The sequence below is a fragment of the Martinezella sp. CNPSo 3890 genome, from assembly GCF_057784455.1.
Window position 1 is genome coordinate 621,680 of record NZ_JBXSOR010000002.1, and the last position, 15,277, is coordinate 636,956.

Sequence of the window (15,277 nt, forward strand, 5' to 3'; positions counted from 1 at the left end):
CTTCGCTGAAGACGTGATGGGCTAGTGGTAGGCGGGCAAAAGACTGCCGTGCTGCTCGATCATATCGTCGACAAGCGTCCATATTTGATCGGGTGACAGTTCCGCCGAGGTGTGCGGATCAAGTAGGGCCGCCTGATAGATGCGATCTCGCTTCTTCGTCACTGCCGCTTCGACCGTCAGCTCCTGCACGGAAACGCTTAAGCGCATGACGGCGGCGAGCTGCGAAGGTATCCGCCCGATGCGCATCGGCTGAATGCCGTTGTGATCGACATGGCATGGAACTTCGACAATACACTCGTCAGGCAGATTTTGGATCAGTCCATTGTTCGGAACATTTCCGTAGATCAGCGCGGGCTGCCCGGTGACTGCCGCGTGAATGATGCCGGCCGCGTATTCGTTGCTCCGGCAGACATCGATCGGCTTGCCGCCTTCAAGGTCGCGACGCAACTCGTGCCAGTCGGCGATCTGGACCTCGCAACGGCGGATATATTCATCCAGGGGAATATTGAGCCGCTCTATCAGATCGCTACGGCCTTCCTTGATATACCAGGATGTATATTCCGAGAAATGCTCGCTCGATTCCGTGACGAAGTAGCCAAGTCTTTTTAGAACGTCGAAACGTACCCGATCGTCAGCTGGAATGCGTCCTTCTTCGGCGAGAGCGCGCAGACGCGGATAGAGGTCCTCGCGGCTGCCGTCGGCGTGCAGCTTTTCATATTTGAGAAAGAAGGCGACATGGTTGATGCCGGCCGAGAGATAGTTGATATCGGCGACATTCTCGCCGAGGCAATCGGCAAGATGGGCGGCCGTGTGCTGCACGCTGTGGCAAAGCCCGACGGTGCGGATGTGGGGCGCGATCTCCTTGATCGCCCAGCAATTGATCGCCATCGGGTTGACGTACTGCATCAGCAGGGCGTCGGGGCACATGTCTTCCATGTCACGGCAGATTTCTTCGAGAACAGGAATGGTGCGAAGCCCGCGGAAAATACCACCGATCCCGAGCGTATCGGCTATGGTCTGCCGGAGACCATGTCGTTTCGGGATCTCGAAGTCAGTCACCGTGGCCGGCTTATAGCCGCCGACCTGCATCATCAGGATGACGAAATCCGAACCTTTCAGCGCTTGTCGGCGATCAAGCGACGCCTCGACGCGCACCTTGTCGAGATGAAGCGCCTCGCAGAGCCGGCGGGCAACGATTTCGGATGTTTTCAGGCGCTCCGGATCGATGTCGAAGAGGCTGATGACGTAATCGCCACCCGTCTGACTGGAAAGGACGTCGCCCAGAATATTCTGGGCAAAGACGGTGCTGCCGGCACCGATCAGGCAGATCTTTGGCATGAAGGGATCTCCGCTTGGAATAGCTTTGAGCCTCAATGCCTCTTTCAATTCGGAATTTCCTCCTGCTATCAATGAAATTATTCCCGGATTCGCGCCACCAGATAGGTCCCATGCCGAAACCCAGCCATTCCGTCGAGCGCGAAGCTCTCATCACATCCGCCGGCGGCTTTCTGATCGAGCGGCACATCGCCGATGCCATGAGCGCTGCGCATTGGCACGACCATGTCGAGCTGAACTTCCTCATGGAAGGGCAGATGACCTATATCTTCAATGGGAGGCAGGAGCAGGTCGAAGCGGGGCGACTGGTGCTGTTCTGGGCCGCCATTCCGCACAGGACGATTGCTGTCACCCCTGGTGCGCCACTCATCTGCATCTATCTTCCGCTCGTCGATTTCCTGAGTTTGCCGATCGAGCGTAGCGTGCGGCAGTCGATCATGCAGGGACGGTTTTCGGCCGACAGCCGCCCCTACCCCGCCGACGCGATGCTCCTGGCGCAATGGGTGGCCGATTGGGAGCATGGCGACATGGCTCGGCGTCGGCTGATCCTCGACGAGGTCAAGCTCAGAATACGGCGTTTCGTTCTCGATGCTCCCGACGACAACCATGACTACGCCCGACGGCGCTCGGTACCGGCCGTCAGCATCGCCGTGCAGCGCACCGAAACATTGACGGACCTTATTCATACCCGTTATTGCGAACCGGTAAGCCTGCCAATGCTGGCAGGGCTCGCCGGCATCCATCCCAGCACGGCCAACAAGCTATTCCGCAGCGTATTGGGCATCTCGGTCAACGAATATCTGACGCGCTATCGCCTGGCCCGGGCGATGCAGCAGCTCGCAGAAACCAACAGCCCGATCCTTCAGGTCGCCTATGACTGCGGCTTCGGGTCCAGCAGCCGGTTCTACGACATCTTCAAACGGCGGACAGGAACGACGCCGAGACTGTTCCGTTCGTCGCTCGGACGGGATGGAGGCACCGATGATAGCGATGCAATGCCGTTCCTAACCATGTGACGGCGCCGGACCAAAGCTCTCGCGCCGAATGAGCTTGCTTTCGATGACATGACGCAGGGCCGTTGCCTTATCCGGCGCATCGATCCGCTCCATCAGCAAGCTCACGGCCATCTGGCCCATTTCCTCCACCGGCTGTTCGATGGTCGACAATGGCGGCAGCGAATATTCGCAGACCGGAGCGCCGTCGAAGGACACGATGGAAAGATCTGTCGGAATTTTCCAACCCATGCGTTGAACGCAACTCATGAAGGAAATCGCCATGTCGTCGCTCGTGGCAATGACGGCCGTCGGCTTCAAGATGAGATCGGCAAATTCCGCCGCCGCGGCGACGCCGATCTGGAAACCATGCTGATAGTCGAGGCTGCCGCCGGACCTGACGATCGCGGTCTCCGGCAACCCCGCGGCGGCAAGCGCTTCAACGGCGCCCAGATAGCGTTCTCTATCGTGATAATTGCCCTCAGGGCCGGCAAGATAAAGGAAACGGCGGTGGCCAAGAGCAAGCAATTCGGCCGTGGCCTCTCGAACGGCCTGCCGATCATTGGTCACGACGCTCGGCAGGGCCGCGGGGCTCATATCGAACAAAAGCGAGACGATCGGCAGGGCCGAATCCTTCAGTGACCGACCACCGTGCACCGGCAGATCCGAGGAGAGGATGATGGCGCCACGCACCGTGCCGCCGAAAGCCAGATCGAGGATATGGCGCTCGGAAGCCTCGTCGCGATCGAGGTTGGCAATCATCAGGTGATAGCCGTTCTGGCTCAACGATCGATTTATCCCCTGCAGGACCAGGGGAATGACCTGCGAGACACCGTAATAAAGCGAGCCCGGCAGAATGATCATGACGACGTTGGACTTGCCGACACGGAGCCCCCTCGCCATGGCATTGGGCGTATAGCCGAGCTGCTTGGCGGCGGCATCGATCTTGGCGCGGGTCTTCTCGTTGACGCGACCGGGATTGGCAAGCGCCCGGCTCACCGTCGAGATCGCGACGCCTGCCAGCCGAGCGACGTCAGCCATCAGAGGGCCGGAATGCTCTTCTGCCGGCAGATCCTTGTTATTCTTCACTTTTTGGCGTCCTTCCCAATGCCTGTAGCGCGGGATGCTACGTCAATCCCAACCGTTTAGCAAACGTTTGCCAAAAATCGCTTGCATATAAAAACGACTTGTCTACTATCTAGGCACGGCAAACGTTTGCCACTTACAGTGCGTTGAAATCATTATGGATTATTGGCCGTGGATCGTGGTTCCGCGAGCGATTTTCTGTGCCTTAAGAACGGATAATCTCATGACCTCTACGGAACGGCTGCGTTTTGGTGTCGATCTCGTCACCTTTTTCCACCCCGGATTTTGGGGCGTAGGGGATTATGACGGCATCATCGCGCTATCGCGCAATGAGCCACGCGCCTTCTGGGACAAGATACTGGATGCCGTGCAAGCCTCCGGCGTCACCGGCGTGGAACTGACCTTCTCGCCCTTCAACTGGCAGGATGCGACGAAGACCTATGGTTCGGTCGAGAACTTCGCCGCAGAGCTTTCCAGGCGTGGCCTGACGCTTGCGAGCGGCTTCTTCGCGGAACTCGAAGCCGCCGGCGATTTCACCGAGGCCTCCGCCCAGGCCGCCATCATCGGTAAGGCAGAAAAATATGCCGAATTCCTCAAGGCATGCGGCAGCGATATCATGGTCATCGGCGCGCCGCTTCGCCAGACGCTCGGCGCTCAGCCGGTACGGTTCTTCGATTTCGAGCAGGCGCGCAAGATTGCCGATTTCCTCAATCGCCTCGGCGCCGCTCTCTACGCCAAGGGTGTGCGGCTCGCTCTCCACACCGAGGCGCATTCGATTTTCGCGGCAGCGCGCGACGTCGATCTGCTGATGCTGCTGACCGATCCCGCCTACGTGCATATGTGCCCGGATACGGCGCATATCATCGTTGCCGGCTCCGATCCGCTGCAGCTTGTCGATCGTCACCATGAGCGCGTCATCATCGCCCATTGGAAGGATGCGCTTGGCCCGATGCCGGCCGATACGGTCATCGACGAGCATATCCATGATCGCCATCGCCCCTATTTCTGCGGCTTCGGTCTCGGCCGGGTCGACTGGCCGGGCTGGGCCAGGCTGCTGCGCGACCGCGGCTATGAAGGCTGGGCGATACTCGAGCTGGATGCCGCGCCCGATCCGGTCGGCGATATCGCCAACGGCCTGACGCTGGTCAGACAGGCGCTCTCGCCGATTTATCGCTGATACCAACGATCCGAAAACGAATAGCCCCGCCAAGAGGGCTTTCCTGAAGAGGTGGAACGATGAAAGACATAGTGAAAATGCTACTGATGGGAGCCGCGCTCGTTACGGCTTCCATTCCTGCCCATGCGGAAGACAAGCCGCAGGCCGAGGTGATGACCTCCTGGACATCAGGCAGCGAAGCCGCCGCCCTCAGCGTCGTCAAGCAGGAGTTCGAAAAGCGCGGCGGCACCTGGAAAGACTCTTCCATCGCCGGTTTCGGCGCGGCCGATGCCGCTTTCCAGAACCGTCTGGTCGCCGGCGATCCGCCGACCGCAAAACAGGCCGTGCTCGGCCTTGCCAATGCCGATTTCGTCAATCAGGGGCTTATGAACCCGATCGACGATGTGGCGAAAGCCGGCAAATGGGCCGACGTCCTGCCGAAATCGATCTACGATCTCATCACCTATAACGGCAAGGTCTACCTCTCCCCGACCGGCGCCCATGGCGAGAGCTGGGTGTTCTATTCCAAGGATGCCTTCGCCAAGGCTGGCCTCACCGGCGAGCCGAAGAGCTGGGATGAATTCTTCTCGGCACTCGATAAGCTCAAGGCAGCCGGCATTCAGCCCGTCGCCTGGGGCGGCCAATCCTGGCAGGAATCCAAGGTCTTCAACATGATCCTGCTGACCCAGGTCGGCATCGACGGCTTCCTCAAGATCTATGCAAACAAGGACAAGGGCGATACATCCGTCGAGGGCGTGAAGAAGACGCTCGATATTCTCGGCAAGCTTCGCGCCTATGTCGACGAGGGGGCTGCGGGCCGCAACTGGAACGACGCGACCGCCATGGTCATCACCGGCAAGGCGGGCGTGCAATTCATGGGCGATTGGGCCAAGGGTGAATTCGTTGCAGCCGGCAAGGAACTGGGCAAGGATTATGGCTGCATGCTCGTGCCGCAATCGCCGGGCATGGTCTACGTCGCCGATTCCTTCTCCTTCCCAAAGATCGCCGATGCGGCCGCGCAAAAGGGCCAGACCCTGCTTGCGGAGGTCGCCATGGATCCGACCGTGCAGGTCGAATTCTCGCTGAAGAAGGGCTCGGTGCCGATGCGCACCGACGTCGACAAGTCCAAGCTCGATACCTGCGCGCAAAAAGGCCTTGAGCTGATGAGAGCCGGCAAGATCGTGCCGGATCAGGCGCTGATCCTTTCGCCGCAGCAGGCCGGCGCACTCAACGACTTCGTTGACGAGTTCTGGACCAATCCGTCCGAGGACAGCGCCTCAGGCGCGGAGAAGTTCTTCGCGATCTTCGAATAGCCTTCCAGCGAGCCGATCCTCGAATTCCGGTCGATCGGCTCCGCCCATCCTTTTGAGAAAGTTTGCCTATGCAAACCAAGCGCAGACGACCCCTTGCTGCGACCTTTGCCCTGCTGCCGACATGGATTGCCGCGATCGTCGTCTATATCGGCACCATGGTCTGGTCGGTGCGCCTGTCCTTTACGGATTCGACCATTTTCCCCTCGTCCAACTATGTCGGCTTTGCCCAATATGCCAAGCTGTTCCGGACATCGCGATGGCTCGCATCCCTGGAAAACGTGCTGATCTTCGGCGTTCTCTACGTCGCCGGCTGCCTTGTTCTCGGCTTCGTGCTCGCCGCGGCCCTCGATCGCAAGGTTCGTTTCGAAAGCCTCTTTCGCACCATCTTCCTCTACCCCTATGCCATGTCCTTCGTGGTTACCGGCCTCATCTGGCAGTGGATGCTGAACCCGACCTTCGGCATTCAGGCGACCGTCAGGGCGCTCGGCTGGCAGAGCTTCGTCTTCGACTGGATCGTCAATCGCGACATGGCGATCTATACGGTGGTCTTCGCCGGTGTCTGGCAGGGAGCCGGTCTCGTCATGGTCATCGCACTGTCAGGCATGCGCGGGATTGGCGAGGAGCAATGGAAAGCCGCCCAGATCGATGGCATTCCGGTCTGGCGCATCTATGCCTCGATCATCCTGCCGCAGCTTGGGCCGGCGCTTGCCGCATCGGGCATGCTGCTCTCCATGGGCGTGATCAAGACCTATGACCTCATCGTCGCGCAGACTGGTGGGGGCCCTGGCTATTCGACCGAGGTGCCGGCAAAATTCATCATGGATAATCTCTTCGAACGCCAAAACCTCGGCCTTGCGAGCGCCGGCGCCACCGTGCTCGTGCTTTCGGTCGTCATGGCCGTCGCTCCGTTTCGCTACGCGCTCCATATGCGCGCCAGAAGAAGGGGAGCACATTGATGGCGGCTCTTCATCCCCGTGGTCCCAAGCCATCACGGCTCACGGCAGGCCAGATCGGGCTCTATGCCTTCCTCATCCTGTCCGCGCTCTTCTTCCTGCTGCCGCTTTATACGATGCTCGTCACCTCGCTAAAGACGATGGAAGAGATCCGCCAGGGTCGCATCTTCGCCTTCCCCGATACCATCGATTTCACCGCCTGGAAGACAGCGTGGTCGGGAGCCTGCATGGGCACCCAATGTCTGGGTGTGCGCATCGGCTTCTGGAATTCGGTCAGGATCACGGTGCCGGCAGTCGCGATTTCCGTCTTCATTGGCGCGATCAACGGTTATGCCCTGTCCTTCTGGCGGCCGAGGGGCTCGAACCTGCTATTCGGCCTTCTGATGGCCGGCGGCCTCATCCCCTACCAGATCTTCCTCTATCCGCTGGTGCGGCTGCTCGCCAACCTCAGCCTTTATAACTCAGTGGCAGGCGTGGTCCTCGTCCACGTGATCTTCGGCCTGCCGCTGGTGACGCTGCTGTTTCGCAACTATTTCGTCGCCATTCCCGAGGAGCTCTGCAAAGCGGCTCGCGTCGACGGCGCCGGCTTCTGGCGGATCTTCATCGAGATCATGCTGCCCATGTCGGTGCCGATGATCGTCGTCGCCTCGATCTTCCAGTTCACCGGAATCTGGAACGACTTCCTGATCGGCCTGGTCTTCGCCGGACGCGACAACCTGCCGATGACGGTGCAGCTCAACAACATCGTCAACACCACCATGGGCGAGCGCGCCTACAATGTGAACATGGCTGCCACCATTCTGACCGCCGTCGTCCCGCTCGCCATCTATTTCTTCTCCGGCCGCTGGTTCCTGCGTGGTGTCGCCGCCGGCGCCGTCAAGGGGTAATGCCATGCAGCCTGCCGTCTCGGTCAAGGATCTCAAGATCGCCTATGGTGATCACACCGTCATCGACAAGCTGTCGATCGACATCGCTCCGCGCGAATTTCTCGTGCTGCTCGGCCCTTCCGGCTGCGGAAAGTCGACCCTGCTCAACTCGATCGCCGGCCTGCAAGACATCCGCGACGGCGAGATCTGGATCTCGGACAAGAATGTCACCTGGGCCGAGCCGAAGGATCGCGGCATCGGCATGGTCTTCCAATCCTATGCGCTCTATCCCCGCATGTCGGTGCGCAAGAATCTCTCCTTCGGCCTGCGCGTGGCGGGTCTTCCCAAGGCCGAGATCGAGGCGCGCATCGCCCGCACGACGTCGCTTCTCCACCTCGACAAACTGCTCGACCGCCGACCCTCGGAATTATCGGGCGGCCAGCGCCAGCGCGTCGCGATCGGCCGCGCCCTTGTGCGTGAGGTCAATGTTTTCCTGTTCGACGAACCGCTATCCAATCTCGATGCCAAGCTGCGCAACGAGCTGCGCGTCGAGATCAAGAAGCTGCATCAGAGCCTCGGCAACACGATGATCTATGTCACGCATGATCAGGTCGAGGCGCTGACGCTTGCCGATCGCATCGCCATCATGAAGGACGGCGTGATCCAGCAGCTCGCCAGCTCTTCCGAGATCTACCATCGCCCGGCCAATCTCTTCGTCGCCGGCTTCATAGGGGCGCCGGCGATGAACTTCATCGAGGGCGAGATCATTTCGAAGGCGGACGCGCCGGTCTTCGAAAGCAACGGACTTGCGATCCCCCTCGCCGGCTACCCTTTCCTCAGCGCCGTCAAGGCAGGTCCCGCCACGCTTGGCATCCGGCCGGAGCATATCGCGCCGAATGGCGCGGACGTGGGTTGGCCTACCCTTCCGGGCACTGTCTCGGTCGTCGAGCCGATGGGCGCCGATACCGTGCTGTGGTTCGACTGGGCGGGCCGAAGCCTCTCCTACCGCGTCATGGGAGATGCCGCGCTCCAGCCGGGTGCGGCGATCACGCCCGGCCTCGATATCGCCAAGGCCTCCCTCTTCGGCGCTGACGGCGCCCGCCTCTAAGACCACTTCCACAGCATACGGAAATTATCCATGTCTCAGACTGTCTATGACGCGCTGGTGATCGGCTCCGGCGCCGCTGGCTCCTTCGCCGCCAAGGAATTGACTGCCCAAGGGCTGTCGGTGCTGCTGCTCGAGGCCGGCCCGGCGGTGACCCAGAAGGATTTCGATCCGAACCGCAAGAAGGCGCCGGCCAGCAGCATCAATATCTGGGAGCGCGCCCGCGCCACGCTGAAGGGCCAGCCGATCCAGGCGCGCGCCGCCTTCTTTACCGAGCGCTTCAGCCATTTCTTCGTCAACGATCGCAAGAACCCTTATACGACCCCCAAGGATGCGCCATTCCTGTGGATACGCGGCCGCCAGGGCGGCGGCCGTCTGCACAGCTTCGGCCGGGTGCTGCTGCGCTGGACGGATGATGATTTCAAGATCCGCTCGAAGACGGGCAAGGGCGTCGACTGGCCGGTTTCCTACGACGAGCTCGCGCCCTATTATGCCGAGGTCGAAGGAAGCCTTGGTCTCTATGGCAACGAGGATGGCGTGGAGACATTGCCCGACGGCGTCTACGCCCATCCGGCGAAACTGACCCCGGCCGAAGAAATCTTCAAGACGGAAGTCGAAGGACGCTGGCCGAAGCGGCATGTCGTTTCCTGGCGCTATATCGCGCCCGATGCCGAACGGACGCCGAAGCCGCTGCGCGAGGCGTTGGCGACAGGACGGCTGACCATCCGCCATGACGCCATCGTGCGGCGTATCACCACCGACGATGCCGGCGGCCGGGCGACGGGTGCCGAGTTCATCGACCGCGCGACCGGCAAGGTCGAGGCCGCGCGCGCTGCCCTCGTCGTGCTCTCCGCATCGCCGATTGAAAGCGTCCGGCTGCTTCTCAATTCGGCCACGGCTCGCCACCCCCATGGGCTCGCCAACAGCTCGGGTGCGCTCGGGCGCTATTTCATGGATCAGCTTCCATGCCTTGCCTTCGGCTCCTTCTCCAAGGCGAAGGGTTGGACGGCCGATGATTCCGCGCCTGTCGATCCCTTCTACAATCCATCCGGCGGCATTTTCGTACCGCGCTTTGGAGAAGGCGACACAGGCCGCGGCGATTTCGACTATCAGGGAAGCATCGGCCGAGCGCCGACGCCGGATGAAGAGCCTTCGCGGCTGGCCTTCTTCGGCTTCGGCCGTATGCTGCCCTATGCCGACAATCGCATCACGCTCGATGTAGCGCGCAAGGATGCCTGGGGGATTCCGGTGCCCCATATCCGATGTGTCATGGGCGAGGAGGAACATGCCCTGCTGCGCCGGCAGGAAGAGGTATTAATCGATATGGTGCGCGGCGTCGGCGGCGAGCTGGAATTCATCGGCTCGCCCACCGGTCTTAGGGAGATGGGCCGCGGCGCCTTCCCCGATGCCGATCCGTTCAGCCGCTTCATGTTCCGCAGATGGTTCCGCAAGACCATGTGCATGGGCGCCGCAATCCATGAAACCGGCGGCGCGCGCATGGGAACATCGAACAAGGACTCCGTCCTCAATCCCCATAACCAGAGCTGGGATGTCCCTAACCTGCTCGTGACGGATGCTTCCGCCTTTCCGGGCAGCGGCATTGCCGGCACCACGCTGACCGTGATGGCCCTGACCATCCGCGCCTGCAGGAACATTGCCGATCAATATCGCGCCGGACAATCATGATCAGGCGCTTCGTTCCGATTGGAATTCAAACCTTCGGTCGACCTCCATTTTAGATATGGAGGCTCACCGCACTCCTCCATGGCCGCCGTCCGTGTAACCTTCGCGGTTTCGCCATCTGATGGAAATAGTTTGGCTTTGTCACCTTGCCACTGTAAATATCGTGCATATCCTTCTGCCCAACTACATCGAGCGATTGTGCAGGACGAAGAGGTGGGTTCGACCACTCCGTTACGGTGCCCAACCCAGAAGAAATTCGCGCCGAAATAGCTTGAAAAATTAGAATGTCTTTCGCCAATTGCAGGGAAATCCGGCTCTAGCGCGCAAAGCCATTTAAAGCGCACAATCTCCCCTCGCCACGAAGCGTCGAAAACCGCTTCTCGCGCCAGCATCTGGAGGAGATGCGGGACAAGCCCCATGATTTGACGAGCGTCGGGAACGCTTAGGGAGGAACAATGCTTGAACGACTTTTCAAATTGAGTGAGCACGGCACGTCCGCGCGCACCGAACTCATCGCCGGCGTGACGACGTTCCTGACGATGTCCTATATCATCTTCGTCAATCCCGACATTCTGTCGACGACCGGCATGGATCGCAACGCGGTCTTTGTCGCCACCTGTCTCGCAGCCGCGCTGGGTTCGATCGTCATGGGCCTCGTCGCCAATTGGCCGATCGGCATGGCACCGGGCATGGGGCTCAATGCCTTCTTCGCCTTCACCGTGGTTTCGGCTCTCGGCTTTACCTGGCAGCAGGCGCTCGGCGCGGTCTTCATTTCGGGCTGTATTTTCGTCCTGTTGACGGTAACCGGCGTGCGCAGCTGGCTGATTGCCGGCATCCCGCATTCGCTCAGAAGCGCGATTGCCGCGGGTATCGGTCTCTTCCTGGCGATCATCGCGCTCAAGAGCGCCGGCATCGTCGTCGCCAACAAGGCGACCCTCATTGGCCTCGGCGACCTCAAACAGACCGGCCCCCTTCTCGCGATCTTCGGCTTCTTCGTCATCGCCGTTCTCGATGCGCTGAAAATAAGAGGTTCGATCCTCATCGGTATTCTCGCCGTCACCATTCTCTCCTGGATCTTCGGCGTCAGCGAGTTCCACGGCATTGTTTCGGCGCCGCCGTCGATCATGCCGACCTTTTTGCAGCTCGACATCGTCGGCGCTCTCCATGGCGGCCTGGTCCATATCATCCTCGTCTTCGTGCTTGTCGAGGTTTTCGACGCCACCGGGACGCTGATCGGCATCGCCAAGCGGGCGAACCTGATCCAGGAAGGAAAGCCGAACAGGCTGAGCCGGGCTCTGCTTGCCGATAGCGCGGCCATCGTCGCCGGCTCACTGATGGGCACGAGCAGCACGACGGCCTTCGTCGAAAGCGCGTCGGGCGTCCAGGCCGGTGGTCGCACGGGTCTGACCGCGATCACCATCGCCGCCCTCTTCATCGCCGCCCTCTTCTTCTCGCCGCTCGCGGCTTCCGTGCCAGCCTATGCGACGGCTCCGGCGCTGCTCTATGTCGCGGGCCTGATGATGCGCGAGCTGACCGAAATAGAATGGGATGACCTGACCGAGGCGGCACCGGCGGCAATCACCGCGCTTGCGATGCCCTTCACCTACTCGATCGCCAATGGTCTTGCTTTTGGCTTCATCACCTATGTGGCCGTGAAAGTCTTCACCGGCCGCTGGTCGATGCTGCATCCGGCAACACAGATCGTCGCGGCCCTGTTCGTCGTACGCTTCGCCTTCTTCGCGGATTGACGGCGGAATGATTTCAAGGCCGGGTCGTTCGCTGGAATGACCCGGCCTTTTGGCATTCCGCAGATTGCGAGGAACGGGAACCACTTTGACAAATAAGGGGCGCTGCAACCGCAGCGCCCCTTATTTGTCTGCACCGATCGAGATCCGATCAGCGGATCAGGAACGCCTCGTCATAGAAATGCTCCTCAAGATTGACGCCTTTGCCACCGCGATCCACAACGATGAAATCCGAGATGCCGTCGAGGGGCGTCAGGATGCCGTGCCAGACGTTGCGCCGGATATTGACGCCTTGTCCGGGCCTGGTTCGGAAAGCCATGGGCTCGCCCGGACCATTGTCCGTCTCCGGCGCCGCAACGACGAGGAACGGATTGCCGGTCAGCGGCACGAAGGCCTGGCTGCCGAGAGGGTGCCGCTCGACCATCTTCAGTTCCAGCGGCAGCGCATAGGGTTCGCCGCGCAGCCAGCTGATCATCGTGCGTGCCTCCTCACCAATCGCTTCGACCTTTGCGAGATCATGATAACGAACGCATTTCCCGGCGTTGATGGGGAAACTTTGTGCCCCCTCCATTTCGATGACATCGCCAAAGGGCGCGAATGCGGCTCTCGTCAGCGGCTGAATTTCGATCACTTTCATTCATGGGTCTCCCGTTTCCATTCTCCGAAGTCATCTCTTCCTCGATCGACGATATGTTCGCTTGGGTTTGATACCTGACCCGCTGTGCGGACAGCGGAAATCGAGCCGGAGCGCGGCTGGCAACCCGGCGGCCGCCATGCCGCGGCTATTTCCATGGTCAATCACTACCGACGCTGATCACGAAGACCGCGGCATCGGATTCCCCCTGCCGCAAGCGCCTCTACCCGATACCCATCAGGGTCGGCCGAACATCGGCGTGCTCATCACGTCCGCCATGCAATACGGAAATCTGCATTTTCATGAAATGCATATCGCGATACCGGCACGTATTTCCCGGCCTCAGCGCATGCGAAGCGCGCAAGCCGTATTCATCCATCCCGCCGCGACATCGTATGAAACGCTCCTCCAAACGTTTCGACATCCAATGTCTAACCGCAAATCACGCGTGCCATTCCCCTTGGAAATTTTGAAAGTCTCGAACGTTACAGCTGCTTTTCATGGGAATGAGCCTGGCGGATAGTAGAGAAAGGAGCGCTACGTTCGGGAGAAGAATATGCAGTCTCATTCGCCAGGAGCCGGACGGCTCACGACCCACGTCCTGGATACGGCGCTCGGCAAACCTGCTGAAGGCTTGCGCATCGAACTCTACCGGATCGAGGGCGATGCACTGCACCTCCTGACGTCCACCGAAACCAACGACGACGGTCGCTGCGATGCGCCGCTGCTATCAGGCGAAACCATGCAGGCCGGCACCTACGAGCTGCGCTTCCATGCCGGTGACTATCTTGGCCGCACATCGGCGAGCCCGATGTTTCTAGACATCATTCCGATCCGCTTCGGTCTCGCTGATGAACAAGCGCACTACCATGTGCCGCTGCTCCTCTCGCCTTACAGCTACTCCACCTACCGCGGGAGCTGAAAATGACATCGACGAAAATCCGCTCCGAACTTCGTTTCATTCTCAACGGCCGGGACATCATTCTTACCGACGTGGCGCCGGACCAGACGCTGCTCGACTGGCTGCGCCTTTCCCGTTCGCTGAAGGGCACCAAGGAAGGCTGCGCCGAAGGCGACTGCGGCGCCTGCACGGTGCTTGTGGGTCGGCTGACGCCCGCGGGTGGCCTCGTCTATGAGAGCGTCAACGCCTGCATCCGCTTCCTCGGTTCGCTGGATGGCTGTCATGTGGTCACCGTCGAGCATCTCGCCCCGAGCGACGAACACCTGCATCCGGTGCAGCAAGCGATGGTCGACTTTCACGGTTCGCAATGCGGCTTCTGCACGCCTGGTTTCGTCATGTCGCTCTACGGACTTTGGATGCAGACGCCGAATCCCACGGATCAACAGATCGAAACAGCGCTCCAGGGCAATCTCTGTCGCTGCACCGGCTATGAACCGATCTTGCGCGCCGCCCGCTCCATCTCCCAATATGGCGGTACGCAAGACGACCCGCTGCTGATCGAACGCGAAACCATGATCGCGCGCCTGCAGGCCCTTCGCGATGGCGCCCGCGTCGAAATCGGCGAGGGTCGAAATCGGCTGATCGTGCCGGCGAACCTTGATGATTTCGCCTCGGTTCTGGAGGCATCGCCGACGGCGACCGTGGTGGCCGGCTCGACCGATGTCGGCCTCTGGGTCACCAAGCACATGCGCGACGTCACGCCGGTCATCTTCATTGCCGAGCTGCAGGAGTTGAAATCGATCGTGGTGAAAGACGGCGTGATCAGCATCGGCGCCGGCGTCACCTATTCGGAGGCGTTCGCGACGCTTTCGCAGCATGTCCCGGCGCTTGGGCCGTTGATTACCCGCATTGGCGGCCAGCAGGTGCGCAACATGGGCACGATCGGCGGCAACATCGCCAACGGCTCGCCGATCGGCGATACGCCACCGGCGTTGATTGCGCTCAACGCGTCGCTGACCTTGCGCAAGGGCATCGTTCGGCGCACCATTGCGCTTGAAGACTTCTTCATCGCCTATGGCAAACAGGACCGCCAGCCTGGCGAATTCGTCGAAGCCATCCATATTCCGGTTCCTGCAGCCGCGGCGAAATTCGCTATCTACAAGGTGACGAAGCGCCGGGACGAGGACATTACCGCCACGCTCGGCGCCTTCCGGCTGGTACTTGGCGAAGATGGCACGGTTGCCGAAATCCGGATCGCCTATGGCGGCATGGCCGCGACGCCGAAACGGGCCTTCGCCGTCGAAAGGGCGCTGCTCGGCCAGCCCTGGAGCGAGAGGACCGTGGAGACGGCAATGGAGAAATATGCCGAGGATTACGCGCCACTGACCGACATGCGCGCCACGGCGGAATATCGCGCGTTGGCTGCCAGAAACCTGCTGCTGCGCTTCTACCTGGAAACGACGTCCATCGCGGCGCCGGCGCAGGTATCGAGATACGAGGCCGCGTAA

Annotated in this window: 13 protein-coding genes; 10 read left to right on the plus strand and 3 right to left on the minus strand. The window is 60.7% G+C overall.

Features of this window, described 5'->3' with window-relative positions; translation table 11 throughout:
* Window positions 1–21 precede the first annotated feature (21 nt).
* Window positions 22–1,338, minus strand: a complete 1,317-nt coding sequence (gene melA, locus AC13RC_RS09055; RefSeq protein WP_488556960.1) for an alpha-galactosidase — start codon at window positions 1,336–1,338, stop codon at window positions 22–24.
* Between the two features lie 110 nt (window positions 1,339–1,448).
* Here melA and AC13RC_RS09060 point away from each other — a divergent pair, with 110 nt between their 5' ends.
* Entirely contained in the window at window positions 1,449–2,351 is a 903-nt protein-coding gene (locus AC13RC_RS09060) for a helix-turn-helix domain-containing protein (protein WP_488556961.1), read from the plus strand.
* Here the strand turns inward: AC13RC_RS09060 and AC13RC_RS09065 are convergent.
* Window positions 2,340–3,416 (minus strand): LacI family DNA-binding transcriptional regulator, encoded by a 1,077-nt coding sequence (locus AC13RC_RS09065; protein ID WP_488556962.1) that lies wholly within the window; start codon window positions 3,414–3,416, stop codon window positions 2,340–2,342. The two genes, AC13RC_RS09060 and AC13RC_RS09065, sit on opposite strands and share 12 nt — an antisense overlap.
* Before the next feature lie 220 nt (window positions 3,417–3,636).
* Between AC13RC_RS09065 and AC13RC_RS09070 the strand changes: the two genes are divergently transcribed.
* The 7 genes from AC13RC_RS09070 to AC13RC_RS09100 all read left to right on the plus strand — a co-directional run bounded on the left by AC13RC_RS09070 (window position 3,637) and on the right by AC13RC_RS09100 (window position 12,237).
* Window positions 3,637–4,590 carry a sugar phosphate isomerase/epimerase family protein gene (locus tag AC13RC_RS09070; protein ID WP_113420878.1) on the plus strand — a complete coding sequence of 318 codons (954 nt, stop codon included), beginning with the start codon at window positions 3,637–3,639 and terminating at the stop codon, window positions 4,588–4,590.
* A 59-nt stretch (window positions 4,591–4,649) separates the two neighbouring features.
* Complete coding sequence (locus AC13RC_RS09075) at window positions 4,650–5,882, plus strand: ABC transporter substrate-binding protein (protein ID WP_113353378.1); 1,233 nt, start codon at window positions 4,650–4,652, stop codon at window positions 5,880–5,882.
* Between the two features lie 68 nt (window positions 5,883–5,950).
* On the plus strand, window positions 5,951–6,838 hold the full coding sequence (locus AC13RC_RS09080; protein ID WP_113420697.1) for a carbohydrate ABC transporter permease: 888 nt from the start codon (window positions 5,951–5,953) through the stop codon (window positions 6,836–6,838).
* Window positions 6,838–7,722 carry a carbohydrate ABC transporter permease gene (locus tag AC13RC_RS09085; protein WP_113420696.1) on the plus strand — a complete coding sequence of 295 codons (885 nt, stop codon included), beginning with the start codon at window positions 6,838–6,840 and terminating at the stop codon, window positions 7,720–7,722. Before AC13RC_RS09080 ends, AC13RC_RS09085 begins: the two co-directional genes overlap by 1 nt.
* Window positions 7,723–7,726: 4 nt before the next feature.
* Window positions 7,727–8,809 carry an ABC transporter ATP-binding protein gene (locus tag AC13RC_RS09090; protein WP_488556963.1) on the plus strand — a complete coding sequence of 361 codons (1,083 nt, stop codon included), beginning with the start codon at window positions 7,727–7,729 and terminating at the stop codon, window positions 8,807–8,809.
* 30 nt (window positions 8,810–8,839) lie between these two features.
* Window positions 8,840–10,492 carry a GMC oxidoreductase gene (locus AC13RC_RS09095; protein WP_488556964.1) on the plus strand — a complete coding sequence of 551 codons (1,653 nt, stop codon included), beginning with the start codon at window positions 8,840–8,842 and terminating at the stop codon, window positions 10,490–10,492.
* Window positions 10,493–10,944: 452 nt separating this feature from the next.
* Complete coding sequence (locus AC13RC_RS09100) at window positions 10,945–12,237, plus strand: NCS2 family permease (protein WP_069614091.1); 1,293 nt, start codon at window positions 10,945–10,947, stop codon at window positions 12,235–12,237.
* 148 nt (window positions 12,238–12,385) lie between these two features.
* Here AC13RC_RS09100 and AC13RC_RS09105 read toward each other — a convergent pair whose 3' ends face one another.
* Window positions 12,386–12,871: an ureidoglycolate lyase gene (locus AC13RC_RS09105; RefSeq protein ID WP_113420693.1), complete on the minus strand. Its 486-nt coding sequence runs from the start codon at window positions 12,869–12,871 to the stop codon at window positions 12,386–12,388.
* Between the two features lie 553 nt (window positions 12,872–13,424).
* Here AC13RC_RS09105 and uraH point away from each other — a divergent pair.
* Both uraH and xdhA read left to right on the plus strand, forming a co-directional pair.
* Window positions 13,425–13,790, plus strand: a complete 366-nt coding sequence (gene uraH / locus AC13RC_RS09110) for a hydroxyisourate hydrolase (protein WP_113331751.1) — start codon at window positions 13,425–13,427, stop codon at window positions 13,788–13,790.
* A gap of 2 nt (window positions 13,791–13,792) precedes the next feature.
* A complete protein-coding gene (xdhA, locus tag AC13RC_RS09115) occupies window positions 13,793–15,277 on the plus strand; it encodes a xanthine dehydrogenase small subunit (RefSeq protein ID WP_488556965.1) in 1,485 nt (494 codons plus the stop codon).